The organism is Pseudoduganella sp. GW821-FHT12E03 (assembly GCF_058807115.1).
The window spans coordinates 716,900-740,922 of the sequence record NZ_JBXAQJ010000003.1; the positions used below are offsets into that span (position 1 = coordinate 716,900).

General features: G+C 62.6%; 18 protein-coding genes and 1 other RNA gene. 1 reads left to right on the plus strand and 18 read right to left on the minus strand.

All coding sequences use genetic code 11. The features are described from left to right. Nucleotides 1-105: 105 nt before the first annotated feature. The 18 genes from ftsA to rnpB all read right to left on the minus strand — a co-directional run bounded on the left by ftsA (nucleotide 106) and on the right by rnpB (nucleotide 22,141). Complete coding sequence (gene ftsA / locus AC1RRC_RS10885) at nucleotides 106-1,338, minus strand: cell division protein FtsA (protein ID WP_154375265.1); 1,233 nt, start codon at nucleotides 1,336-1,338, stop codon at nucleotides 106-108. 51 nt (nucleotides 1,339-1,389) lie between these two features. Continuing rightward, nucleotides 1,390-2,160, minus strand: a complete 771-nt coding sequence (locus tag AC1RRC_RS10890; RefSeq protein WP_493055471.1) for a cell division protein FtsQ/DivIB — start codon at nucleotides 2,158-2,160, stop codon at nucleotides 1,390-1,392. A gap of 6 nt (nucleotides 2,161-2,166) precedes the next feature. Beyond that, nucleotides 2,167-3,171 carry a D-alanine--D-alanine ligase gene (locus AC1RRC_RS10895; protein WP_493055472.1) on the minus strand — a complete coding sequence of 335 codons (1,005 nt, stop codon included), beginning with the start codon at nucleotides 3,169-3,171 and terminating at the stop codon, nucleotides 2,167-2,169. Between the two features lie 2 nt (nucleotides 3,172-3,173). Beyond that, nucleotides 3,174-4,586: a UDP-N-acetylmuramate--L-alanine ligase gene (murC, locus tag AC1RRC_RS10900; protein ID WP_493055473.1), complete on the minus strand. Its 1,413-nt coding sequence runs from the start codon at nucleotides 4,584-4,586 to the stop codon at nucleotides 3,174-3,176. Then, complete coding sequence (murG, locus tag AC1RRC_RS10905) at nucleotides 4,587-5,672, minus strand: undecaprenyldiphospho-muramoylpentapeptide beta-N-acetylglucosaminyltransferase (RefSeq protein ID WP_493055474.1); 1,086 nt, start codon at nucleotides 5,670-5,672, stop codon at nucleotides 4,587-4,589. After that, the gene (gene ftsW / locus AC1RRC_RS10910; protein WP_493055475.1) at nucleotides 5,669-6,880 is read right to left on the minus strand and encodes a putative lipid II flippase FtsW; all 1,212 of its coding nucleotides are present in this window, start codon (nucleotides 6,878-6,880) and stop codon (nucleotides 5,669-5,671) included. The genes murG and ftsW overlap by 4 nt, the downstream gene beginning before the upstream one ends. A 3-nt stretch (nucleotides 6,881-6,883) precedes the next feature. After that, nucleotides 6,884-8,425, minus strand: a complete 1,542-nt coding sequence (gene murD / locus AC1RRC_RS10915; RefSeq protein WP_493055476.1) for a UDP-N-acetylmuramoyl-L-alanine--D-glutamate ligase — start codon at nucleotides 8,423-8,425, stop codon at nucleotides 6,884-6,886. Nucleotides 8,426-8,441: 16 nt separating this feature from the next. Beyond that, a complete protein-coding gene (gene mraY, locus AC1RRC_RS10920) occupies nucleotides 8,442-9,611 on the minus strand; it encodes a phospho-N-acetylmuramoyl-pentapeptide-transferase (protein ID WP_493055477.1) in 1,170 nt (389 codons plus the stop codon). 2 nt (nucleotides 9,612-9,613) lie between these two features. After that, complete coding sequence (locus tag AC1RRC_RS10925) at nucleotides 9,614-11,014, minus strand: UDP-N-acetylmuramoyl-tripeptide--D-alanyl-D-alanine ligase (protein WP_493055478.1); 1,401 nt, start codon at nucleotides 11,012-11,014, stop codon at nucleotides 9,614-9,616. Next, on the minus strand, nucleotides 11,014-12,573 hold the full coding sequence (locus AC1RRC_RS10930) for a UDP-N-acetylmuramoyl-L-alanyl-D-glutamate--2,6-diaminopimelate ligase (RefSeq protein ID WP_493055479.1): 1,560 nt from the start codon (nucleotides 12,571-12,573) through the stop codon (nucleotides 11,014-11,016). Before AC1RRC_RS10930 ends, AC1RRC_RS10925 begins: the two co-directional genes overlap by 1 nt. Before the next feature lie 8 nt (nucleotides 12,574-12,581). Continuing rightward, nucleotides 12,582-14,435, minus strand: coding sequence for a peptidoglycan D,D-transpeptidase FtsI family protein (locus AC1RRC_RS10935; protein WP_493055480.1), 1,854 nt, complete (start codon nucleotides 14,433-14,435; stop codon nucleotides 12,582-12,584). Next, nucleotides 14,432-14,704 (minus strand): cell division protein FtsL, encoded by a 273-nt coding sequence (gene ftsL / locus AC1RRC_RS10940; RefSeq protein ID WP_493055481.1) that lies wholly within the window; start codon nucleotides 14,702-14,704, stop codon nucleotides 14,432-14,434. Before ftsL ends, AC1RRC_RS10935 begins: the two co-directional genes overlap by 4 nt. Beyond that, complete coding sequence (gene rsmH, locus AC1RRC_RS10945; protein ID WP_493055482.1) at nucleotides 14,701-15,657, minus strand: 16S rRNA (cytosine(1402)-N(4))-methyltransferase RsmH; 957 nt, start codon at nucleotides 15,655-15,657, stop codon at nucleotides 14,701-14,703. The genes ftsL and rsmH overlap by 4 nt, the downstream gene beginning before the upstream one ends. A 10-nt stretch (nucleotides 15,658-15,667) precedes the next feature. Beyond that, complete coding sequence (mraZ, locus tag AC1RRC_RS10950; protein WP_170305550.1) at nucleotides 15,668-16,096, minus strand: division/cell wall cluster transcriptional repressor MraZ; 429 nt, start codon at nucleotides 16,094-16,096, stop codon at nucleotides 15,668-15,670. Between the two features lie 665 nt (nucleotides 16,097-16,761). Further along, nucleotides 16,762-19,053, minus strand: a complete 2,292-nt coding sequence (locus AC1RRC_RS10955; RefSeq protein ID WP_493055483.1) for a M9 family metallopeptidase — start codon at nucleotides 19,051-19,053, stop codon at nucleotides 16,762-16,764. 288 nt (nucleotides 19,054-19,341) lie between these two features. Beyond that, nucleotides 19,342-20,130: a PAS domain-containing protein gene (locus AC1RRC_RS10960; protein ID WP_493055484.1), complete on the minus strand. Its 789-nt coding sequence runs from the start codon at nucleotides 20,128-20,130 to the stop codon at nucleotides 19,342-19,344. Nucleotides 20,131-20,285: 155 nt separating this feature from the next. Further along, the gene (gene glpK, locus AC1RRC_RS10965; RefSeq protein ID WP_493055485.1) at nucleotides 20,286-21,791 is read right to left on the minus strand and encodes a glycerol kinase GlpK; all 1,506 of its coding nucleotides are present in this window, start codon (nucleotides 21,789-21,791) and stop codon (nucleotides 20,286-20,288) included. A 10-nt stretch (nucleotides 21,792-21,801) separates the two neighbouring features. After that, nucleotides 21,802-22,141: RNase P RNA component class A (gene rnpB, locus AC1RRC_RS10970), an RNA gene on the minus strand. A gap of 158 nt (nucleotides 22,142-22,299) precedes the next feature. On the opposite strand from rnpB, the gene AC1RRC_RS10975 reads away from it, so the two are divergent. Further along, complete coding sequence (locus tag AC1RRC_RS10975; protein ID WP_493055486.1) at nucleotides 22,300-24,003, plus strand: thiamine pyrophosphate-binding protein; 1,704 nt, start codon at nucleotides 22,300-22,302, stop codon at nucleotides 24,001-24,003. The last annotated feature ends 20 nt before the right edge of the window (nucleotides 24,004-24,023 follow it).

Sequence of the window (24,023 nt, forward strand, 5' to 3'; positions counted from 1 at the left end):
CCGTTTTAGAAAAAGTTTTTTTGGTACGGCTTTTTTTGAACTGCTGCCCAATGCCTTGTTACGCACTTACCACAATCTGTACTGCCCCGACCGCCACACGACGGCTTAGAAGTTCCCGAGGAACCATTCTTTCATCCGCTGCCACACTGCTTTCACCGACCCGTCCTGGCGCGTCACGATGTGGCCGCGCAGGTACTGCTTTTTCGCTTCCAACAGCAGGCCCAGCACGGTGGCGTAGCGCGGGCTGCGCACCACGTCGGCCAACTGCCCGCGGTAATCCGGCGTACCGAGGCGCGCCGGTTTCAGGAAGATGTCTTCCGCCATTTCCACCATGCCCGGCATGATGGAGGTGCCGCCGGTCAGCACAATGCCCGACGACAGCACGCCTTCGTAACCGGATTCGCGCACCACCTGGTGCACCATGGCGAACAGTTCTTCCACGCGCGGTTCGATCACGGCGGCCAGCGCCTGGCGCGACAGGTTGCGCGGGCCACGGTCGCCCAGGCCCGGCACTTCCAGGTGTTCGCCCGGGTCGGCCAGCACTTGCTTGGCCACGCCATAACGGATCTTGATTTCTTCCGCTTCCGAGGTGGGCGTGCGCAGCGCCATGGCGATGTCGTTGGTGATCTGGTCGCCGGCGATAGGGATGACCGCGGTATGACGGATCGCGCCATCCGAGAACACCGCCACGTCGGTGGTGCCGCCGCCGATGTCGATCAGCACCACGCCCAGTTCTTTTTCGTCCGGGGTCAGCACCGCGTCGGCCGACGCCATCGGCTGCAAGATCAGGTCCGACACTTCCAGGCCGCAGCGGCGCACGCACTTGACGATGTTCTGCACCGCCGACACCGCGCCCGTCACGATATGCACTTTGACTTCCAGCCGGATGCCGCTCATGCCAATCGGCTCGCGCACATCTTCCTGGCTGTCGACGATGAATTCCTGCGGCACCGTGTGCAGCAATTGCTGGTCGGTCGGGATATTAACCGCCTTCGCCGTTTCAATGACGCGCGCCACGTCGGTGGCGGTGACTTCCTTGTCCTTGATCGCCACCATGCCGCTGGAATTGAAGCTGCGGATATGGCTGCCCGCAATGCCCGCATACACATTGCGGATTTTGCAGTCGGCCATCAGCTCCGCTTCTTCCAGCGCGCGCTGGATCGATTCCACGGTGGCTTCGATGTTCACCACCACGCCTTTTTTCAGGCCTTTGGATTCGTGCTGGCCCAGCCCGATCACTTCGTGGCGTCCATCGCCCATCACCTCGGCCACGACCGCCACCACCTTGGAGGTGCCGATGTCGAGGCCGACGATCAGGTTTTTCGCGTCTTTTGTCATCTGTGTTTGCCTGTATGCTTGAATTCTTTTGCCTGGTCTTGCTTCAGCTGCTTATCGCTTGGCTTTGCCTTCCGGCGGTATCTTTAATCCCTGTGCACTCAATGCGAGGCCGTTCTGGTAGCGCATGTCGATGCTCTCGATATTCGGCACCCGCACCGCCAGTTGTGGCCAGATCCGCACCAGCCGGTCGACCCGCTCTTTCAGCATGGTCTTCGACTGTTCCCGGCCCAATTCCACGCTGACGCCGTTATCGAGCTTGACGGTCCACGCATAGCGCCCTGACAGATCCAGCCCTTCCGGCACCAGCTTGGCGGGCGCGAACCACGCCTTCAATTCCGAGAAGCGCTCCAGCACTTCGCGCTCACTGCCTTCCGGTCCATTAAACGCCGGCATCTGTTCCTGGTCTTCCTCGGCTTCCGCCAGGTTGGCCGTGAAGACATCGCCTTTCACGGACAGCAGCCGGCCGTCTTCGCCCCAGGTGCCCATGGCTTCATGCTCTTCCAGCGCCACGATCAGCTGGTCCGGCCATTCACGCCGTACGCTGGCGCGGCGCACCCATGGCACCGATTCAAACGCCTGGCGCACCGTATCGAGGTTGGCCGTGAAGAAATTGCCCTGGATGCGGCCCTCGGTCCCGGCGCGCAAGGTCAGGTGGTTCACGTGGCGCAAATCCGACTGCTCCACGGTTTCAATGCGGATCGTGCGCAAGTCGAACATGGGACGCTGCGACACCCACCACACGCCGGAAGCCGCGCACGCGAGCGCCACCGCGGCGTACAGGCCGGATGCCGTTGCGTTCAGGGCTTTCACGTCATGCCACACTATTCATTACCCCTTGCTTGCCACAGTGGTTTTCGCGCCGATTTTCAAGCGCGCGGAGCGCAGGATTTCCACGCACAAGTCTTCATAGCTGACACCATCGGCGCGCGCCGCCATCGGCACCAGCGAGTGCCCCGTCATGCCGGGCGACGTATTGACTTCCAGCAAGAACGGACGGTTGTCCGACGCGCGCAGCAGCACATCGACCCGGCCCCACCCTTCGCAACCGACCGCGCGGTACGCGTCCACCGCGATGCGCTGCATTTCAGCAGCGATTGCGCCGTCCAGCGGAGCCGGGCAGAAATACTGGGTATCGTCGGTGAAGTATTTGTTCTGGTAATCGTAGTTGCCTTCAGGTGCGACGATTTCCACGATCGGCAACGCCCGGGCGCTGCCGCCGGTGCCCAGCACCGCCACCGTGAATTCACGGCCCGTGACAAATTCCTCGGCGAGCACGGAATCGTCCAGCGCGGCGGCCGCGTCATATGCGGCCTGCAGTCCCTCGCTTGCCGTGACCTTGGTGATGCCGATGGTCGAACCTTCATGCGGCGGTTTGACGATCAATGGCAGGCCCAGGTCCGCAGCGACCTTGCCCAGGTCGGATTGCGCGCCCAGCACCGCATACTTCGGCGTCGGCAAGCCTTCGGCCAGCCACAGGATTTTCGTCGTGATCTTGTCCATGCCGACCGAACTGGCCATCACACCGCTGCCGGTGTACGGAATGCCCAGCAATTCCAGCGCGCCCTGGATGCTGCCGTCTTCGCCGTAGCGGCCGTGCAGCGCGATAAACACGCGGTCGAATTGTTCAGCGGCCAGGTCCGCCAGCGAGCGCTGGCCCGGATCGAAGGCATGCGCATCGATGCCCTTGGCGCGCAACGCGGCCAGCACGCCGCTGCCGGACATGTTCGACACTTCGCTTTCCGCCGAGCGGCCGCCAAACAGCACGCCGACCTTGCCAAACGCTTTGGCGTCGTCAGCGGCCAGTGGAGTCACAGGAGTGGTTGCAGCAGTCACGTTCAAGCCTTCTGGTAAGTCGTCAATTTATTCGGCACGCCGCTGATGGAACCGGCGCCCATCGTCAGCACCACGTCGCCATCGCGCACCACGTTCATGATGGTTTCCGGCATGTCGGCAATGTTTTCCACAAACACCGGTTCGGCCTTGCCGCGGGCGCGGATCGCATGCGCCAGCGCGCGGCCATCGGCGGCGACGATGGGCGCTTCGCCTGCCGCATACACGTCGGCCAGCACCAGCACATCGACGGAACTGAGCACGCGGGCGAAATCCTCAAAGCAGTCGCGGGTGCGGGTATAGCGGTGCGGCTGGAACGCCAGCACCAGGCGGCGGCCCGGATACGCGGCGCGCGCGGCCGCCACGGTGACTTCGGTTTCCACCGGATGGTGGCCAAAGTCGTCGACCAGCGCGAATTTCCCCGCATCCTTGCCGGTGCCCGATGCATCAGGGATCGCCACATCGCCATAACGGGTGAAGCGGCGGCCCACGCCGGCAAAGCCGGCCAGGCCGGCCTGCGTGGCGGCGTCACTCACGCCAATTTCACGGGCGATCGCAATCGCGGAACAGGCGTTTTGCACGTTGTGCATGCCGGGCTGGTTCAGCACCACGTCGAGGTCCGGATATCCTTCCTGCAGCACGGTAAAGCGCATGGTGACGCCATCGGCGCGCGCATTGATGGCGCGCACTTCGGCTTCTTCGTGGAAGCCGTAGGTCGTGATCGGCTTGCTGATGAACGGGATAATGGAGCGCACATGCGGATCATCGATACACAACATCGCGCGGCCATAGAACGGCAGGCAATTGGTGAATTGCACGAACGCCTGCTTCAGCTTTTCGAAATCGTGGCCATAGGTTTCCATATGGTCCGCGTCAATGTTGGTGATGACTTCGATCATCGGCGACAGGTTCAGGAACGAGGCATCCGATTCATCGGCTTCGGCCACCAGGTAGTCGCCGGTGCCCAGCTTGGCGTTGGCGCCGGCGGCCGTCAGGCGGCCGCCGATCACGAAGGTCGGGTCCAGGCCGCCCTGCGCCAGCACTGACGCCACCAGGCTGGTGGTGGTGGTCTTGCCGTGCGTGCCGGCAATCGCGATGCCGCGTTTCAGGCGCATCAATTCGCCCAGCATGACCGCGCGCGGCACGATCGGAATCTTGCGCGCACGCGCCGCAATGACTTCCGGGTTGTCTTCCTTGACGGCGGTGGACGTCACCACGGCGTCGGCATTGCCGATGAATTCCGCCGCGTGGCCCTGGTGCACGGTGGCGCCCATGTCGGACAGGCGCTGGGTCACCGCATTGGCGCCCAGGTCCGAACCGGACACGTTATACCCCAGCGTCAGCAGCACTTCCGCGATGCCGCTCATGCCGCTGCCGCCGATGCCGACGAAGTGTATGTTTTTAACTTTGTGCTTCACTTATTTACCCGAATTCGTTCCAAATTTCTCAAGGACGCTGGCAATCGCGTCGTTGGCGTCGCGCTTGCCCGCATTGCGCGCCGCGCTGGCCATCGCCAGGCACGCGCCGCGCGTCAGTGTTTCCAGCAAAGCCGCCAGGCCTTGCGCAGTCAATTCCGTTTGCGGCAGGTGAATCGCCGCATTCTGTTTCGCCATCCATTGCGCGTTGTCGCGCTGATGGCTGGTGGTCGACGCCACCAGCGGCACCAGCACGCTGGCCACGCCGGCCGCCGTTAATTCCGACACCGTGATCGCGCCGGCCCGGCAAATGACAACATCGGCCTCGGCATAGGCGCGCGCCATGTCATCGATGAACGGCACGATGCTGGCCGCCACTCCGGCCCTGGCATAGCCGGCCTGCAGCGCGTCGATGTTCGCCTTGCCCGACTGGTGCGTCACCAGTGGGCGCCGCTCTTGCGGCAGCAAGGCCAGCGCCGCCGGCAACGCTTCATTGAGCGCCCGTGCGCCCAGGCTGCCGCCGACCACCAGCACCCGCAGCGGGCCGCTGCGGCCGGCATAGCGCTGCTCCGGCGCCGCCATGTCGATGATGTCCTTGCGCACCGGATTGCCGGTGACCGCCGCCTTGCCGGCCGCGCTGCCGAAATCGGCCGGGAATCCAAAGCACACCTGCTTGGCCATCGGCGCCAGCGTCTTGTTCGACAACAGCAGCGCCGCATCGGCATTGACCAGCACCAGCGGCACGCCGCGCAGGCGCGACATCAGCCCGCCCGGCACCGTGACATAACCGCCCATGCCCAGCACCACGTCCGGCTTGCGGGCGCCGAGATAGCCGAAGCAGTCGGCGAACGCCTTCACCATGCGGAACGCGCCGGTGACCGTGTGCATCAGACCTTTGCCGCGCATGCCGGAAAAATGGATCGCATCCATCGCGATGCCGTGTTTCGGCACCAGGTCCTGTTCCATGCCGTGCGACGTGCCCAGCCAGCTCACTTCCCAGCCGCGCGCGCGCATGGTCTGCGCGATCGCCAGGCCCGGGAAAATATGGCCGCCGGTACCGGCCGCCATGATCATTAATTTACGCGTCATACCCTGCCACCCCGCATCAGGACCCGGTTCTCGTAATCGATCCGAAGCAGGACCGCGAGCCCGACGCAGTTAATCACAATGCCCGTGCCGCCATAACTCATCAGCGGCAAGGTCAACCCTTTGGTGGGCAGCAAACCCAGGTTCACGCCCATATTGATAAACGTTTGCACGCCGATCCAGATCCCGATGCCCTTGGCCACCAGCCCGGCAAAGGTCTGGTCGATCGCAATCGCCTGGCGGCCGATATCGAAAGCGCGCTTGATCAGCCAATAGAACATGGCCACCACCACCAGCACGCCGGCCAGTCCCAGTTCTTCGCCGATCACCGCCATCAGGAAGTCGGTGTGCGCTTCCGGCAGGTAGTGCAGCTTTTCCAGGCTGCCGCCCAGGCCCTGGCCAAAGAATTCGCCGCGGCCAAACGCGATCAGCGAGTGCGTCAACTGGTACGCCTTGTCTTGCGCATTGCCCTCTTCCCACGGATTGAGGTAGGCAAAGAAACGGGCGCGCCGGAATGGCGACAGCGCGATGATGGTCACGAAAATCGTCACCAGCATGGCGCCGATCCCGCCAAACCAGATCGCATTGATCCCGCCCAGGAATAGGATGCCCATCGCGATGCAGACAATCACACCGAACGCGCCCAGGTCGGGCTCCAGCAGCAACAACATGCCGACAAAGCTGACCGCCAATGCCATCGGCATGAAGCCCTTGGTCAGCTTGTGCATGTATTCCTGCTTGCGCACCGTGTAATCTGCCGCGTACAGCACCATCACGACTTTCATCATTTCCGATGGCTGGAAGTTGAATACCTTCAGCGACAGCCAGCGCCGCCCGCCATTGACGGACACGCCCAGCCCGGGAATCAGCACCAGCACCAGCAGCACCAGGGTGCCGATAAACAGGTACGGCGCGGTGCGCTGCCAGGTGGCGACCGGCACGCGGAACGTAAACATCGCCGCCGTCATGGCGACCGCGATAAAGATCGCCTGGCGCACCACGAAGTAATTGTTCTTGTACGCCGCGTACTTGGGCGAATCCGGCAGCGCAATCGAGGCCGAATACACCATCACCATCCCCAGCAGCATCAGGATCAGCACCACCCACACCAGCAACTGGTCGTACTCCATCATCTTCGACGGCCGCGCGCGGCTGTCGATCGCCGTCGAACCGGAAGATGAACCGAAGCGGAATGGCAGCTGGAAAGCCATGGATTACAGCTCCTGTCCGGCGTCCAGCGCCACGTCGCGCACGGCGTCGATGAACACCTGGGCGCGATGCGCATAGTTTTTAAACATGTCCAGGCTGGCGCACGCGGGCGACAGCAAGACGGCGTCGCCCGGCTGCGCCAGCCTGGTGGCCATACTCACGGCCTGCTGCATGGCGCCCGGCACGTCCGAGCCGCAATCGATGATGGCGTCGCCGGCCAGCGCGCCGCAGGACTCCAACGTGGCGCGGATGGCCGGTGCATCGCGGCCGATCAGCAGCACCGCGCGCACGTAGCGCGAGACGGGTTCGGCCAGCGGATCGAATTGCTGGCCCTTGCCATCGCCGCCGGCAATCAACACCAGGCGCTGGTGCGCACCAGTAAAACTCTTGCCCAGGCCATTCAGGGCCGCCACCGTCGCGCCGACATTGGTGCCCTTGGAATCGTCGTAATACTCGACGTCGTTGATCGCGCCGATCAATTCCACGCGGTGCGGCTCGCCCTTGTATTCGCGCAAGCCATGCAGCAGCGGTGCGAACGGCAAGCCGATCGCGCGGCACAGCGCCAGCGCCGCCAGCGCGTTCGATGCGTTGTGCAGCCCGCGGATTTGCAGCGCATCGGACGGCATCAGGTTTTTCACCGAGGTTGGCGCCACCGGCACCGGCTCGTTCTTGCGGCGCTTCTTCGGTTCCGCATCGTCGTCCGGCACGGCCGTGGCCAGCCACGTCACGTTGCGTTCATGGTGCAGGCCAAAGCTGTCCGCCTCGCCGGGTTCATTCAGGCCGAACGTCACGTTCTTGCCAACCGGGTTGGCCATCGCCATCACGGTCGCATCGTCGCGGTTCAAGACCCGCACGGTGTCAGGGCCGAAGATGCGCGCCTTGTCCATCGCATAGGCATCCATCGAACCGTGCCAGTCCAGGTGGTCTTGCGTCACGTTCAACACCGTTGCGGCGTGCGCATTCAGGCTGTACGTCGTGTGCAGCTGAAAGCTCGACAGTTCCAGCACCCAGGCTTGCGGCAGTTCATTCGTATCAATCACTTCACGCAGCACGTCCAGTGCGGCCGGGCTGATATTGCCCGCCACGCGCGCCGTCAATCCGGCACGCTGGATCAACTGGCCGGTCAGGCTGGTGACCGTGGTCTTGCCGTTGGTGCCGGTAATGGCGACCACTTTCGGGTCGTAGCCGGCGGACGCCTTCAGCGCGGCCAGCGCCTGCGCAAACAGTTCGATCTCGCCCCACAACGGGATTTTCGCGGCGGTGGTGGCGGACACGATATCGGCCAGGTCCGCGTTGGGCGACAAGCCCGGGCTGGTGACGGCGAAATCCATGCCGAACAACAGTTCCATGGCCAACGGGCCGGACACGAATTCCGCGTCCGGAATGGCGCCGCGCAACGCCGCCAGGCGCGCGCCCACGGCGCCTTCGGCGCGGGTATCGGCCACGCGCACGCGGGCGCCCTGGCGCGCCAGCCAAAGCGCAATCGCCAGGCCCGATTCCCCCAGGCCCAGCACCAGTGCTTTTTTACCGTCGTAAAGCTTTTCCATCACATCGGCCACCAGCTCAGCGCAATTTCAGCGTCGACAAACCAACCAATACCAGCATCATCGTGACGATCCAGAAGCGCACGACAACCTGGGTCTCTTTCCAGCCCTTTTGTTCAAAGTGGTGGTGCAGCGGCGCCATCAGGAAGACCCGGCGGCCGGTGCCATAGCGTTTTTTCGTGTACTTGAACCAGCCCACCTGGATGATGACGGACACGGTTTCCGCGACGAACACGCCCCCCATAATGAACAGCACGATTTCCTGGCGCACCACGACGGCAATGGTGCCCAGCGCGCCGCCCAGCGCCAGCGCGCCGACATCGCCCATGAACACTTGCGCGGGATGCGCGTTATACCAGAGGAAGGCCAGGCCCGCGCCCGCCAGCGCGCCGCAGAAAATGATCAATTCACCGGCGCCCGGGATGTACGGGATGAACAGGTATTTCGAATACACCGAGCTGCCGGTCAGATAGGCGAACAAGCCCAGGGCGGAACCCACCATCACGGTCGGCATGATCGCCAGGCCGTCCAGGCCGTCGGTAAAGTTGACGGCATTGCTGGACCCCACGATGACGCAATAGGTCAGCGCGATAAAGCCCCACACGCCCAGCGGGTAGCTGATGGTCTTGAAGAACGGGACGATCAGGTCGGCCTTGGGCGGCAAGTCCATCGAAAAGCCCGATTGCACCCACTGGAAGAACAGTTCGAACACCTTGGCCGGGGTCGGCGCGGACACGGAAAACGCCAAGTACAGCGCGGCGCCGATGCCGACCAGCGATTGCCAGAAATACTTTTCAGCCGAACGCATGCCTTCCGGGTCCTGGCGCACCACCTTGCGGTAATCGTCGACCCAGCCCACGGCGCCAAAGCCCAGCGTCACGACGATCACCGGCCAGATCAGGCGGTTCGACCAGTCGCACCACAGCAGGGTCGAGACGCCGATCGCGATCAGCACCAGCACGCCGCCCATGGTCGGGGTGCCGTGTTTTTTCAAGTGGGTTTGCGGACCATCGGTGCGCACCGCCTGGCCATATTTCATCGCGGTCAACTTGCGGATCACAGCCGGACCCGCCCACAGGCCGATCACCAGCGCGGTGATGGTCGCGAACACTGCGCGTGCGGTGATGAAGTTGAACACGCGCAGAGGACTGAATACGTCCTGGTACTGTTGTGCGAGCCAGAGCAGCATGATTAGTGTGTTTCCTTTGTAGCTTGTTGTTGCCCAATCAAATGCTGCACGGCCCGTTCCATTTTCATGAAGCGGGAGCCCTTGATCAATACAGTTGCATCCGGCGTTGCCACCGCGCTCAGCGCGGACAGCAGTGAGTCGAATTCTTCAAAGTGCCGGACGCCATGTACCGTGCCCATATGGCGTGCCAGCTCTCCTGTGACGAGCACATGCTCGATACCTTTACTCGCGGCATAGGCGGCAATCTCTTCGTGGAATTCGCGGCCCTGCGCGCCCACTTCGCCCATGTCGCCCAACGCCAGCACCCGCGGCGCCGGCGCATGCGCCAGCACGTCGATGGCGGCCCGGACTGAATCCGGGTTGGCGTTGTACGTGTCGTCAATCACCACCGCGCCGTTGGCGGCGGCCTTCTTTTGCAGGCGTCCCGCGACCGGTGCAAAGTGGTCGAGGCCGTGCTTGATCTGTTCCACTGGAACACCCGCCGCATAAGTGCAGGCAATGGCGGCCAGCGCATTCAATACATTGTGTTCACCGGCGGCCTGCAGGCCGACATAGAACTGTTCCAGTTCCCCGTCCGCCTGCCTGATCGAGACGAACATCTGGCTGCCGAAGTCGCCCGCGCGATGCGAACACGACACGTCGGCTTCCTTGTTCAAGCCAAAGGTCAAGGTGCGGCGGCCCGCCGCCAGTTCTTGCCACACGTGCGTGTATGTATCATGGCGCGGGAAGACCGCCACGCCATCGGCCGGCAACGCGGCCAGCACGGCGCCATTTTCACGGGCCACCGCTTCGACCGTGTGCATGAATTCCTGGTGTTCGCGCTGCGCGTTATTGACCAGCGCAACGGTTGGCTGGGCAATCGCGGCCAGGCGGCCGATTTCACCGGGATGGTTCATGCCCATCTCGATCACGGCCGACTGGTGTTGCGCATCCATGCGGAACAACGTCAGCGGCACGCCGATTTCATTATTCAGGTTGCCGCGCGTGGCCAGGCGGCCATCGTCGCCGTGGCTTGCCGCCAGGATGGCTGAAATCATTTCCTTGACGGTGGTCTTGCCATTGCTGCCGGTCACGCCGATCACCGGGACCGCGAAGCGGCGGCGCCACCAGTTGGCGATCCGGCCCAGCGCGTGCAAGGTGTCCGGCACGATCAGCGCCGGCAGCGCGAAGCCGTCCGGCACGTGTTCCGCCACCACCGCCACCACGCCCTTGGCGGCGCACTGCGCGAGGAAATCATGGGCATCGAAGGTCTCGCCTTTCAACGCGACAAACAGCGAACCGGCCGCCACCGTGCGGGTGTCGGTCGAGACGCCTTCAAAATGCACATCGGCGCCTTGCAAAACGGCGCCCGATTCACTGGCTAACGTCAAGGCTGGCAAAAGCTGGCTGAGGGTGGCGCGCATCAATTCGGCCTCATCATGGTCAGCCGCGCACTCAACGCCAGTTGCGCGTGGTCCGCATCGGAAAACGGCATCTTGCGGCCCTTGATTTCCTGGTACGGTTCATGGCCTTTACCGGCCAGCAAAATCACGTCCTGCTTGCCCGCGTGCTTGACGGCGGACAGGATCGCGGCGGCGCGGTCTTCCACCGCCTGGAACACCGACGATGGGTGTTGCGCATCCATGCCGGCCACGATTTGCGCAATGATCGCGTGCGGATCTTCGCTGCGCGGATTGTCGCTGGTGACCAGCACGTGATCGGCCGCCTGGGCGATCTTGCCCATTTGCGGACGCTTACCCGGATCGCGGTCGCCGCCGCAGCCGAACACGCACCACAACTGGCCGCCGCGTTCCTGCGCCACGATGCGCAGGGTCGACAGGGTTTTTTCCAGCGCATCGGGCGTGTGGGCATAATCGATGACCACCAGCGGCGCTTCGGCACCGCCCATTTGCTGCATGCGGCCCGGCGCCGGTTCAATGGCTTCGATCGCGTCCACCGCGTGGCGCAACGAAATGGCTCCGGCCGCGCCTTTCGCCAGCAAGGCGCCCAGCACCGCCAGCGCATTGCTGATATTGAACTGGCCGACCAGGTGGGTGCGCACATGCGCCTGTCCCTGCGGGCAATCGAGGTTGAATTCGGTGCCGGCGCTGCGCGTGCGCACTTGCGTGGCGCGCAGCATGGCAACGTGCGGGATGGCCGGCAGCGCCGCCGCATCCTGCAAGGTGTAGCCCATCACGGCAACCTGCCCGGCCGCCGCGCGGGCGGACAAACGCTCGACGATGCGCAGCCCGGCCGCGTCGTCGAGGTTGATCACGGCGGTTTTCAGGCCCGGCCAGTCGAACAGCCGCATCTTGGCCGCTTCATAGGCTTCCATGCTGCCGTGGTGGTCCAGGTGGTCGCGCGTCAGGTTGGTAAACAGCGCGGTATCGAAATGCATGCCGTCGGTGCGGCCCAGGTCCAGCGCGATCGACGTGACTTCGATCACCAGCGCCTGCGCGCCCGCGTCACGGCACTCCGCCAGTTTTTGCGCCAGCAGCACAGCGTCCGGCGTGGTGTAGCCGGTCGGGTCGAAGTCCGGCTCGCCCCGCGCGCGGAACGTGCCCACGCCGAGCGTGCCGATGACGGCAGTCTGGCTGCCCAGGCGGCTCAGGGCCTGGCCCAGCCACACAGCGCACGAGGTCTTGCCGTTGGTGCCGGTGACGGCCACCGAATACATGGCGCGGTCGGGCTGATCATAAAACGCTTGCGCAATCGGGCCGGACTGGCGCTTCAAGTCCGCCACTTCCAGGTGCGGCACGGGTTTTGCCGCGTCCCAGGCCGGGTCCCATTGCGCGCCATGCGCTTCGAGCACCACGGCGCCAGCGCCCTGCGCCACGGCGGCGGCGATGTAATCGCGGCCATCCTTGCCATCGCCCGGATAGGCGAAGAAGACGTCGCCCGCTTTCACGCGGCGCGAGTCTGAAACCAGCTGGCCATTGCCAGCCTGCTGTTTGATCCAGTTACTGATATCTGTCGGGTTCATGTTCTGCATTACATGGCCTCCGGTCCGCTGTCCGATGGCACCACGATTTCGGTCACGTTCGAATCGGGCGGCACGTTTTTCGAGCGCAGCGCGTTGGCGGCAACGGCGGCAAAGGTGGGCGCGGCGACCTGGCCGCCATAGTGGCCGCCCTGGGTCGGTTCATCGATCATGACGGCGATGACGAATCGGGGGTTCGACATCGGCACCATGCCGGCAAACGAACCAATGTATTTACGCGGTATCGCATAGCGGCCATTGACCACCTTGTAGGCGGTACCGGTCTTGCCGCCCGCGCGGTAGCCGGCGATTTGCGCCTGCTTGGCGGTGCCATCCTTGCCCGACACCACGGTCTCGAGCATTTCACGCATCTGGCGCGCCGTTTGCGGCTTGATCACCTGGGTGCCGACCGGCGGCGTACTGACCTTCTGGAACGACAGCGGGATGATGTCGCCGTCCCGGGCAAAGATCAGGTAGGCGCGCGCCAGCTGGATCAGCGACACGGAAATGCCGTTACCGTAGCTCATTGTGGCCTGCTCGATCGGACGCCACGATTTATACGGACGCACGCGGCCCGCCTGCGCGCCGGGGAAACCCCATTTCGGCTGCTGGCCAAAGCCCACCTTGGTGAACAGTTCCCACATTTCCTGCGACGGCATCGACAGCGCAATTTTTGAAGTGCCGATGTTGGACGACATTTCAATGATCTGCTGCACGTTGATGACGCCGTGGCCCTTGGTATCGCTGATGGTCCGGTCCAGGATCGTGTAACGGCCGCTGCCCGTGTCGATCAGCGAGCTGGGCTTGTATCGGCCGGTGTCCATCCCCAGCGCCACGGTAAACGGCTTCAGGGTCGAACCTGGTTCGAACGTATCGGTGATCACGTGGTTGCGCAGCACTTCCCGGTCGGCGCCGCGCAGCGTGCGCGCTTCCTTCGGCTCGAACGTCGGATAGTTGGCCAGCGCCAGCACTTCCCCGGTATGCACGTCCAGCACGATGGCGGCGCCGGCCTTGGCCTTGAATTTTTCCACCGCGTTTTTCACCTGCGAAAACGCGATGTACTGGATCTTGCTGTCGAGCGACAGGATCAAGTCCTTGCCTTCGTGCGGCTCATTGATGGTGCCGGCATCTTCGACAATGTGGCCGAGGCGGTCGACGATCACGCGGCGGCTGCCCGGCTTACCCTTCAGCCACGACTCCTGCGCCTTTTCCATGCCTTCCTGGCCCACGTCTTCCAGGTCATTGAAGCCGATCACGTGCGACACCACGCCGCCCTGCGGGTAGTAGCGCTTGTATTCCTTGCGCATTTCAATGCCATCGAGCTTCAGCGCGGTGATCTTGTGCGCGACTTCCATTTCGACCTGGCGCTTCAGGTACAGCAGCACCTGCTTGTCCTTGTCCTTGTCTTTATCCTTGTCGTCCGGCTTGCGCTTGGCATCAACCTGCGCCTGCTTGGTTTCCAGCTTGCCGCGCAATTCCGCTTCCGGCATGTCGAGCAGCGCCGCCAGTGCGCGCAGCTTGTCGGCCGGTTCTTTCAGCAATTCATTTGGCACACCCCACACGCCCCGCACTTCGGCGCTGGAGGCCAGCACCTGGTTGTCGCGGTCGCGAATATTGCCGCGCGTGGCCGGCAACTCCAGGGTGCGGCCATAGCGCAACTCGCCCTGGTCTTGCAGGAACTGGGTCGACAAGCCTTGCAGCCACACCGCGCGGATACCCAGCGCGGCAAAAGCGGCAAACAGCACAAACAGGACGACGCGCGAACGCCATGGCGGCAGGCTGACCGCCAGCATGGGGCTCTTGGAAAATTGCACACCCTTGGAACGGGCCACGCGCGCGCTGTTTGCGCCACCGGAACGCATCATTGCTCACCTTCCGTCAGGTATTGCGTGCGGTTGGCGGTCAATTGCGTCATGTTCAAATCGCGGCGCGCGATTTCCTCGATACGGCCATGCTTGCCCAGGGTGGACTGGTCCAGCTGCAGCTGCGCCCAGTCGACGTCGAGCTGGCGCGCCTGGCGCTGCGCGCGCTCCAGGTCGATGAACAGGTGGCGCGCCTGGTATTGCGCGTTCACCAGCGACAGGGCGCATGCCACCAGCAAGGCCGCCAGCACGGCATTGATCTTGAAACTCATGCGGCGCCTCCCAGCCGGCGCGCGACGCGCATGACGGCGGAACGGGCGCGCGGGTTGGCGTCAACCTCGGCATCGGACGGCTTGATTTTCGCCAGCAGCTTCATTTCCGGCTGCGGCAAATCCACCGCGCGGATCGGCAGGCGGCGATCCGGCTGCGGCACATTGGCTTTACTCGCAAAGAAGCGCTTGACCATGCGGTCTTCCAGCGAATGGAAGCTGATGATGGCCAAAATGCCGCCCGGCGCCACGCAGTCGTAGGCCTGGCTCAGACCGGTCTCAAGGTCTTCAAGCTCTTTGTTGATGTGGATCCGTATAGCCTGAAAAGTCCGGGTGGCCGGGTCTTTGCCTTTTTCACGGGTCTTGACCGCCCCTGCCACGATACCGGCAAGCTGTCGTGTGGTTGAAATCGGCTCGATTTCTCGGCGAGCAACAATCGCCTTTGCAATCTGAAAAGCAAACCGCTCTTCGCCATAATCCCTGATCACCTTTTCCAAGTTTTCGGCGGATTCCACCGCCAGCCATGCGGCGGCCGACAGGCCGCGCGTGGTATCCATGCGCATGTCCAGCGGACCGTCGTTGCGGAAACTGAAACCGCGCGCCGCGTCATCGACTTGCGGCGAAGAAATTCCCAGATCCAGCAAAATCCCGTCGACCTTGCCGATACCGCGCTCGGCCAGCGCGCTGGCCATGGTGGCAAAACTGTCGTGGACAATCGTGAAACGGGGGTCATTGATTTGTTCGGCCGTGGCGATGGCTTGCGGATCTTTATCGAACGCAATCAACTTTGCCTGGGGTCCCAGGCGGGACAAGATCAGGCGCGTATGGCCACCCCGGCCAAACGTGCCATCTATATAGATACCATTGGCGCGGTCGCCGCCCAGTTCGAGCGCATCGACCGCTTCATCTAACAGCACCGTCCGATGCTGGAATGCTGGCGCCGCAGTAATCGTCATTGAGCGGGCCTTAGAAAGAAAAATCCGACAGGGCATCGGGCATCCCTGCCTCGATGGTTTGCGCTTCGTTATCGGCGCGCTTGGCCGGATCCCAGATTTCGAAGTGGGTCATCATGCCGGACAGGATCACGTCGCGGCCCAGGCCGACGGCGTCGCGCAGCTCGGGCGCCACCAGGATACGGCCGGCGGAATCCATCTCCACGTCAACCGCATTGCCCAGCAAGATCCGTTGCCAGCCACGGGCCGACATCGGCCAGGCGGCGATCTGGTCGCGCTTGGCTTCCCACACATGGCGCGGATACATCAACAAACAGCCATCCGGGTGCTTGGTAAGCGTGAGGCGCCCTTCACACTGGAGTGCCAGTGCGTCACGATGCCGGGCAGGAATAGACATCCTGCCTTTCGCATCGAGAGTGATAGCGGAAGCGCCTTGAAACACGGTTGACCTTTGATGACCTGAGAATTCGTTGAGCCGGTATGCATGGCGCTGACCCCGCCAAAAAATCCCACAAAACTACACTTTTTCACACAGTTGACCACTTTAGAGGATGGCAAGATAGTGGTCAAGCGCTTTCCAATTGGAAAAAAGGAGAAATTATGAATGAAATTAAGGACTTAGCGCCGACACCTGAAGCAGCGTCGAATTAAAAATTGCCGTGAAATTAGATACTTAGCATAACAACTGCAAGTGCTACCTCATCAGTTAACACGCGCTTTTCGTATTCATAATTACAAAAATCCTGTCAAGAAAAAAATTAAAATAAAGTTATACAGTTGCCGAGCGACAACAATCTCGTAGCAAGCGGACAACACGGAAAACAGTGGCCAAGGGAATGGCTTACAGGGGCTTATGGGGTCAATTCTTGCTGAAATCGGCGCGCCGGCGCACTTTGCAGCTACCGGGCTCAAAAGCGGAGTTTGTTCTGGACGAAGTGAGAATTTACTTTAACAACGTTGGCTTGTATATACAATTAAGCGGATGTCATGTCCGCTGCACCTGCCGCCATTATACCCCTGCGGCAACAGGAAGCCCCGCTCCGGACGCGCTGCCGGAACGGGGCTGGCTTGTTAAGCAATCGACATTACATCGACACTACTCCGACATTACTCATACGTGGCCGACAGCGAAACGCCGCTGTACGGGCTCTTGGCGTCGAGCGTCACGTAGTACCAGCGGTTCGTGACCGGCGACGCGATCGCAACATCTTCCGCATTGCCCGCCTTGACCGACGAGTAATCGGTATTGCCCGGCACCGGCCAGCGGTCCGCCGCCACGTACAGGTCGACGTCGCCGGTACCGTTGCGGGTCGCCAGCTTCAGGTTTTTCGCGCCGGCCGGCAACATGATGGTGAAGTACGAGCGGTAGCCGCTGGCGTTCCCGATATTGCGGATCACGCAGTTTTTACCCAACTGGCTGGCCGATGCGCAATTCGGCAAGTTCGCGCCCGGATCGTCGTTCGGCAAGGTCGGTTCGCCCGCCGTGGTCGCGGTGTCGGCCCAGGCCGCGAATTCCGCGTCATAGGCGGTGCCGATCTGGCCCATGAAGGTCTGGTAGCGCGAATAATCACCGATGCGGAATTTGCCGAGGATGTTATCGACGTCGGCGCGGTGTTTTTCCATCATGAAGCGGGTCGCCATATAACCCCAGCGGTACGCCCGGTTCTGGTAATCGGACATGCTGTAGGTGTTCTGGAAGATGTCCGATAATTTGTAGGTGCGGCTGCGCGCCATGTCGATCGCGGCCTGGTTATTGTTTTTCAGCGACAGGTATTCGCCAATGCCTTCGATCCACCACACGGTCGGCACCGACGTGCCCAGCGTGAAGTCGCCATACATGTCGAAGCGGCCATCGAGGTAGTGCACGTATTCATGTTCCAGGTTCCACACCTTGAAGGTCGGGCGCAGCCAGGATGCTTCGTGCGCGACGAAGCGGGCCTGGTTGCCGGCCACCGCCGGGTCGCCTTCCAGGTACATGCCGCCATTGTCGGTGCTGATGTTGTACAGCTTGCCTGCGTACTTGTTGTAATTGGTGTAGTCGTCAAACACCACCAGTTCCAGCGCCGCATTGTTGTCTTGCGCCACCGGCGTGCGGTTGGTTTTCAACATGGTGTGCGCAAAGCCCTCTTCCGCGGCCAGGATCGTGCACACTTCCTGCATTTGCGCTTCCGACATCTCTTGCGCGCGCAACTTCAGGGTCGGGCTGCACTGCTTGCTGAATTTCAGGATGGTGTCGGCCAGCGTCTTTTCATAGTTGCAGGTGCCATATTCCGCGCAATTGGCATTGTCGTAATACTTGACGGCATCGGCGGCGGCCAGCCAGATATCACTGTCGGCGCCGGTCATGGAGCTGGTGGCCAGCGCGTTTTTCACCTGCACTTTGACCGCCGGTTTCAACCCCGCGTATTGCATGAAGCGGAAGTTTTCATTGGCCGCGTCATTCAACTGGTAGGCATAGCTGGTGCCCAGCAGTGCGGCCTCGTTGTTGACTATGAAGGCGTTCAGCGCGTTGGCGTACGAGATATCGTTTTGCAGCAGCTGCACGCCGGCCGCATCGCTGTGGGCGCGGAACAGCACCGTCAGGGCGCCGGTCACGCCGCCGCTGGCGCTATAGTTTTTCATCGCTTCCACGGCGTTCGGATAACCGCTGCGGTTGGTGAAGCGGGTCAGCACGGATTTCATGCTGGGCAGGAAGTACGCTTCATCATGCAGGTTCGTGACCAGGCGCAGCACTTCCGACGCGGTGGTCGATGCCGCCGCATTGTGCTGGTACAGCGCACTGCCTTCGATCAGGCGCGCCAATGGCAGGCGCAGCGACGTTTTCAAGCTGGCAGGCGGTTCGGCAATGGTGCCGCTACCGGCCACGTAGTAGCCGGCGCGCAGGTACAGCACCAGGTTGACCAGCGCCATGTTGGTGGCGTTATAGCCGGGCGCCAGTTGCGTCAGGCGGCTGGCCACCGCATTCATGTTCGCTTGCGAGAAGATGGTATTGGCTTGCGTTCCCGTCACGGAAAACAGCGGGTAGGTGCACTCGTAATCCGGCAGGCTGACCAGGTAATCGGCCAGCGCGGCGCCGCTATACTGCGCCATTCTGGCCATGTCCTTGCATTCCGGCGTGGGCGCCATGGCGGACGCCTGCTTGGCGCTCTGGTTGCGCGGCAACAGATCGGTGCGCGGCTTCTGGCTCGGCGACAGGTTGTAGCGGACCTGGTCTTCCGATGGCGGCAGGGTGGTGCGTTCACGCGGCATCGGCGGCTGCGTCAAACGGCCGTGGTGATCGTGGGCATCTTTCTGGGTCGGGACTGGCTGGCCGCCGGCATGGGCCGAACCGGCTGCGAAAGCAAAGGCAATAGCGAGGGCAATCGGGGTGACAGCGTGCAGCGAAGTACGTTGGTGCATGGATACCGCTCCTTCAGGCTATGTTTGTATAGATATGTGGGTGTCGTGCCTTCAGGCTGGACATCCCCGTATCAATGGTTTGCGCCATCGGGTCGGCCGCCCCTGGCAAACGCATACTAGCGTGGCAAGCTTGCAGGAAAAGCACCCCGCCGCAGCGGGATACACGGTTCGTCTTATTTAGTGGGAAAGGGTGACAGGATCGGCACAGCGGCAGCGCCGAAAAAACCACATAGGGGCCTGGCCCCTTTAGTACTATCGTTCGCTTAGTATTCGATAGCCAGGCGCGTGCTACATCAGGGTGGCCAGCAGGGATTCATTGCCGGCGGTACGGATGCCGCCGTTCTTGCATTGCGCGCGGTATTGCACCGGCGTCTGCCCCGTCAGCGCCTTGAACTGGCGGGAAAAAGCGCTGTGGTCGGTATAGCCGCATTCGCCCGCGATATCGGCAATGCTGCGATTGAGGTCGGACTCGATCATGGCCAGCGCGCCGTTCAGGCGCGACTGCAGCAGCAACTGGCGCGGGCTGTAATGGAACACGCGGCGGAACAGGCGCTCCACCCGGGCCAGCGGCAAACCGGCATCGTGCGCCAGCGCCTGCAGGCACAGCGGTTCGCGGTAATGTTCGCGGATATGGGCGGCAATCCCGGCAATCTTGCGATAGACCGGATGGTGTTCATCGGCCAACCCCAAATCATGCGAAGTGCCGACCAGGCCGACAATCGCGCCGCGCTCGTCGCGCAGCGGGGTTTTATGGGTCAGGCACCAGCCGTGGCGGCGGTTCGGATACAAATGCAATTCCAGGTGCTGCTTGATGGTGCATCCGGCCTCGATCACTTGCCGGTCTTGCGCCAGGTATGCTTGCGCCAGGGGCCGGGGGTGCACTTCCAGCACCGTCTTGCCCGTCAAATCATGCTTGTGGCGCAGTCCACAGCGCCGCACCAGCGTATGGTTGGCGGCCAGGTAGCGCCCTTCCCTGTCTTTGACAAAAAACGCCACATCGGTCAGCGCATCGAACAACGTTTCGATGGCCGCCAATTCGACATTGAATGGCCGCTGCGGCCCGGTTTCTTCGCCCACGTCTCCTCCATTGCCTGCATGTTTCTTATTAATTATTTGAAAAACTAGAGGGAAAGTATAGGCAGATCGGCAACGGCGCGGCAATCGTGCGCGGGGTCGCGTGATGATTCACCTGCATAAGTGTTGCAGGCAAGCATCATGGATTTAACAATGTGTTACAGCGGAGCGTCCCAATCACGGGAACGCTGTACCGCTTTGGCCCAGCGGGCCAGCAAGGCCTGGCGCTGGTCCGCCCCCATTTGGGGTTCGAAGCGGCGTTCGCATTGCCATTGGGCGGCAATTTCCGCGCGGCTTTCCCAGAATCCCACGGCCAGACCGGCCAGGTACGCGGCGCCCAGCGCCGTGGTTTCCGTGACTTTCGGCCGCACCACCGGCACACCCAGCAAATCCGCCTGGAATTGCATCAGCATGTCGTTGCGCGCCGCGCCGCCGTCGGCGCGCACTTCCACCAGCGGGATTTTGCGGTGCGGCAGCGCCACATCCTTTTGCATCGCCATCAGCAATTCCGCGCTCTGGTAGGCAATCGATTCCACCGCCGCACGGGCAATGTGGGCAGCCGTGCTGCCGCGCGTGAGGCCCAGCAGCGCACCGCGCGCATACGGATCCCAGTGCGGCGCGCCGAGTCCCGTGAACGCCGGCACCAGCATGACACCGCCGCTGTCGGGCACGCTGGCGGCCAGCGGTTCCACATCGGATGACTGCTTGATGATGCCGAGGCCGTCGCGCAGCCACTGCACGGTGGCGCCGCCCATGAAGACACTGCCTTCCAACAGGTAGTCGACGTCGCCATCGACGCGCCAGCCGACCGTCGACAGCAGCCGGTTGTGCGAGACCGGCGCGTGGCGGCCCGCATGCATCAGCATGAAACAGCCGGTGCCATAGGTATTCTTGACCATGCCCGGCGTGTGGCACGCCTGGCCGAAGGTGGCGGCTTGCTGGTCGCCGGCAATGCCGGCCACGGGAATCGCCGCGCCAAACAGCGCTTCCCTGGTATTGCCCACTTCTTCGCTGGACGACACCACCTGCGGCAGCATTTCTTCGGGGATGTCGAACAAATGCAGCAAGTCCGCATCCCAGCGCATCAGGTGGATATTGAACAGCATGGTGCGCGACGCATTCGAGACATCGGTCACGTGCACGCCGCACAGTTTCCACGCCAGCCAGGTATCGATGGTGCCAAACGCCAGCGCGCCATGGCGCGCCCGTTCGCGCGCACCCGGCACGTGGTCCAGGATCCATTTTATTTTGGTGGCGGAAAAATACGCATCGAGCTCCAGCCCGGTGCGTTCGCGAATCATGCTGGCCTTGCCCTCGAGCCGCAATTGTTCGCACATGGCGGCCGTGCGGCGGTCTTGCCACACGATGGCGGGCGCGATCGGTTCGCCGCTCTTGCGGTCCCAGACAATGGTGGTTTCCCGCTGGTTGGCGATGCCGATCGCCAGCACCTGGTGCGCATCGACGTGATGGTCGTGCAGCACCTTGCGCGCCACGGTGATCTGGCTATTCCAGATTTCGTTGGGGTCGTGTTCCACCCAGCCGGGCTGGGGGTAATGCTGAGGAAATTCCTGCGCCGCGCTGCCCAACAGCGCACCAGCGTGGTCGAACAGGATCGCACGCGAACTGGTCGTGCCCTGATCCAGGGCCAGGATGTATTTCTTCATCGGTAGTAGTCAGTGAAGCAAGCCGATAGGCCGGATTTTGTTACGGCGCCTTCCTTGCGGTCGGCGCTATGACAGCCATTCCTCTAGGCGACGGATTACTCCGCCGCTCAAGCTTTCTACCCGCACGCTCCGCGAGCAACATCATCGCGTGCCTATTTGAAATTGCACCAGGTGGAGGTTACCGCGTTTCACCGTAACTTAATACGCTCGTCTCTGTGGCCCTATTCCTCGCCTTATAGCCTTGCGGCCTTTCAGCGGACGGCCGTTAACCGTCACCCCGCTCTATGGAGTCCGGACCTTCCTCCCGCGTTGGCATTGCTGCCCACGCCAGCGACTGTCTGGCTTGCTTCCGGGCGTATTGTACCAAACGTGCCGGGTTATCCGTGAATTAGTCGATACGGCGCAAAGTCTGACGTCCCATTTTGTGAAATTTGATGTCGCTCTTTCAAAAGCCGCCATGCGGACCGAAGCATAGAATGCGGCATCGGATTTAATTTGAGGAACCACCATGACGCATCCTTCCCGCAGCGGCGGCCAGATCCTGGTCGACGCCCTGAAAATCCACGGCGTGGACACGGCTTTTGGCGTGCCCGGTGAAAGCTACCTGGACGTGCTCGACGCGCTGCACGATTCCGGCATCCGCTTCATCATCAACCGCCAGGAAGGCGGCGCAGCGTTCATGGCCGATGCCTACGGCAAGATGACGGGCAAACCGGGTATCTGCTTCGTGACCCGCGGCCCGGGCGCGACCAACGCGTCGATCGGCGTGCACACGGCATTCCAGGATTCCACTCCGATGATCCTGTTCATTGGCCAGGTCGGCAGCGACTTCATGGACCGCGAAGCGTTCCAGGAAGTCGATTACCGCCGCATGTATGGCCAGATGGCGAAATGGGTCGCGCAAATCGACCGCGCCGACCGCATCCCGGAATACATGGCGCGCGCCTTCCAGGTGGCCACCAGCGGCCGTCCGGGCCCGGTGGTGCTGGCGCTGCCGGAAGACATGCTGACCACGCAGGCCGCCGTGCCTGACACCGGCTGTTACCAGCCGGTGCACGGCGCCCCGTCCGAGCCGCAAATCGCGCAACTGCGTTCGATGCTGGCCGAAGCCAAGCGCCCGCTGCTGATGCTGGGCGGCGGCGGCTGGACCGAACAGGCCTGCGCGGACATCACCCGCTTTGCCGAAGCCAACCACTTGCCGGTGTCGTGCGCATTTCGCTTCCAGGATCTGCTGGACAACAACCACCCGCACTACGTGGGCGACGTCGGCATCGGCATCAACCCGAAACTGGCCGCGCGCGTGAAAAACGCGGACGTGCTGATCGTGGTTGGTCCGCGCCTCGGGGAAATGACCACCAGCGGCTACGAGTTGCTGACGTCCCCTGTGCCAAAACAGCGTTTGGTGCACATCCACGCCAGCAATGAAGAATTGGGCAGCGTCTACCAGGCCGAACTGATGATCGGCAGCGGCATGCCGCAAGCGGCCGCCATGCTGGCCGCGATGGCGCCGGTGGATGCCGGCGCGTGGCGGGGTTCGGTGGAAGAGGCGCGCGCGGAACTGGCGGCATGGCAGGCGCAACCGACCATTTTCAAGGACAACCAGGCGCCATTGAACCTGTGGCAAGTGGTGCAGGACATCGACCGCATGACGCCCCCCGACACCATCATCACCAATGGCGCCGGCAATTACGCGACGTGGGCGCACCGCTACCACCGCTACGGCGCCATGCGCACCCAGCTGGCGCCGACCAGCGGCGCCATGGGCTACAGCGTACCGGCCGGCGTGGCGGCCAAGATCGTCGATCCGGCCCGCACGGTGGTGACCTTTGCCGGCGACGGTGAATACCTGATGAATGGCCAGGAACTGGCGACGGCCGTGCAATACAACGCCGGCGTCATCATCCTGGTCTTCAATAACAACATGTTCGGCACCATCCGCATGCACCAGGAACGCCACTATCCGGGCCGCGTCTCGGGCACCCAGCTGCACAACCCGGACTTTGCGGCATTGGCCAAGGCATTTGGCGGCGAAGGCGAAGCGGTGCACGCCACGGAGGAATTCGCCCCGGCGCTGGAACGTGCACTGGAGTATACGCGTGGCAAAAACCTGCCGTTCGTGATCGAGCTGCGCTATGACGGCAACCTGATCACCCCCGGCGCCACCCTGGACACCATCCGCAAGCAGGCGGAAGCGGCCAAGGCTGGAAAATAAAATGCCCCGGGGCCATCGAC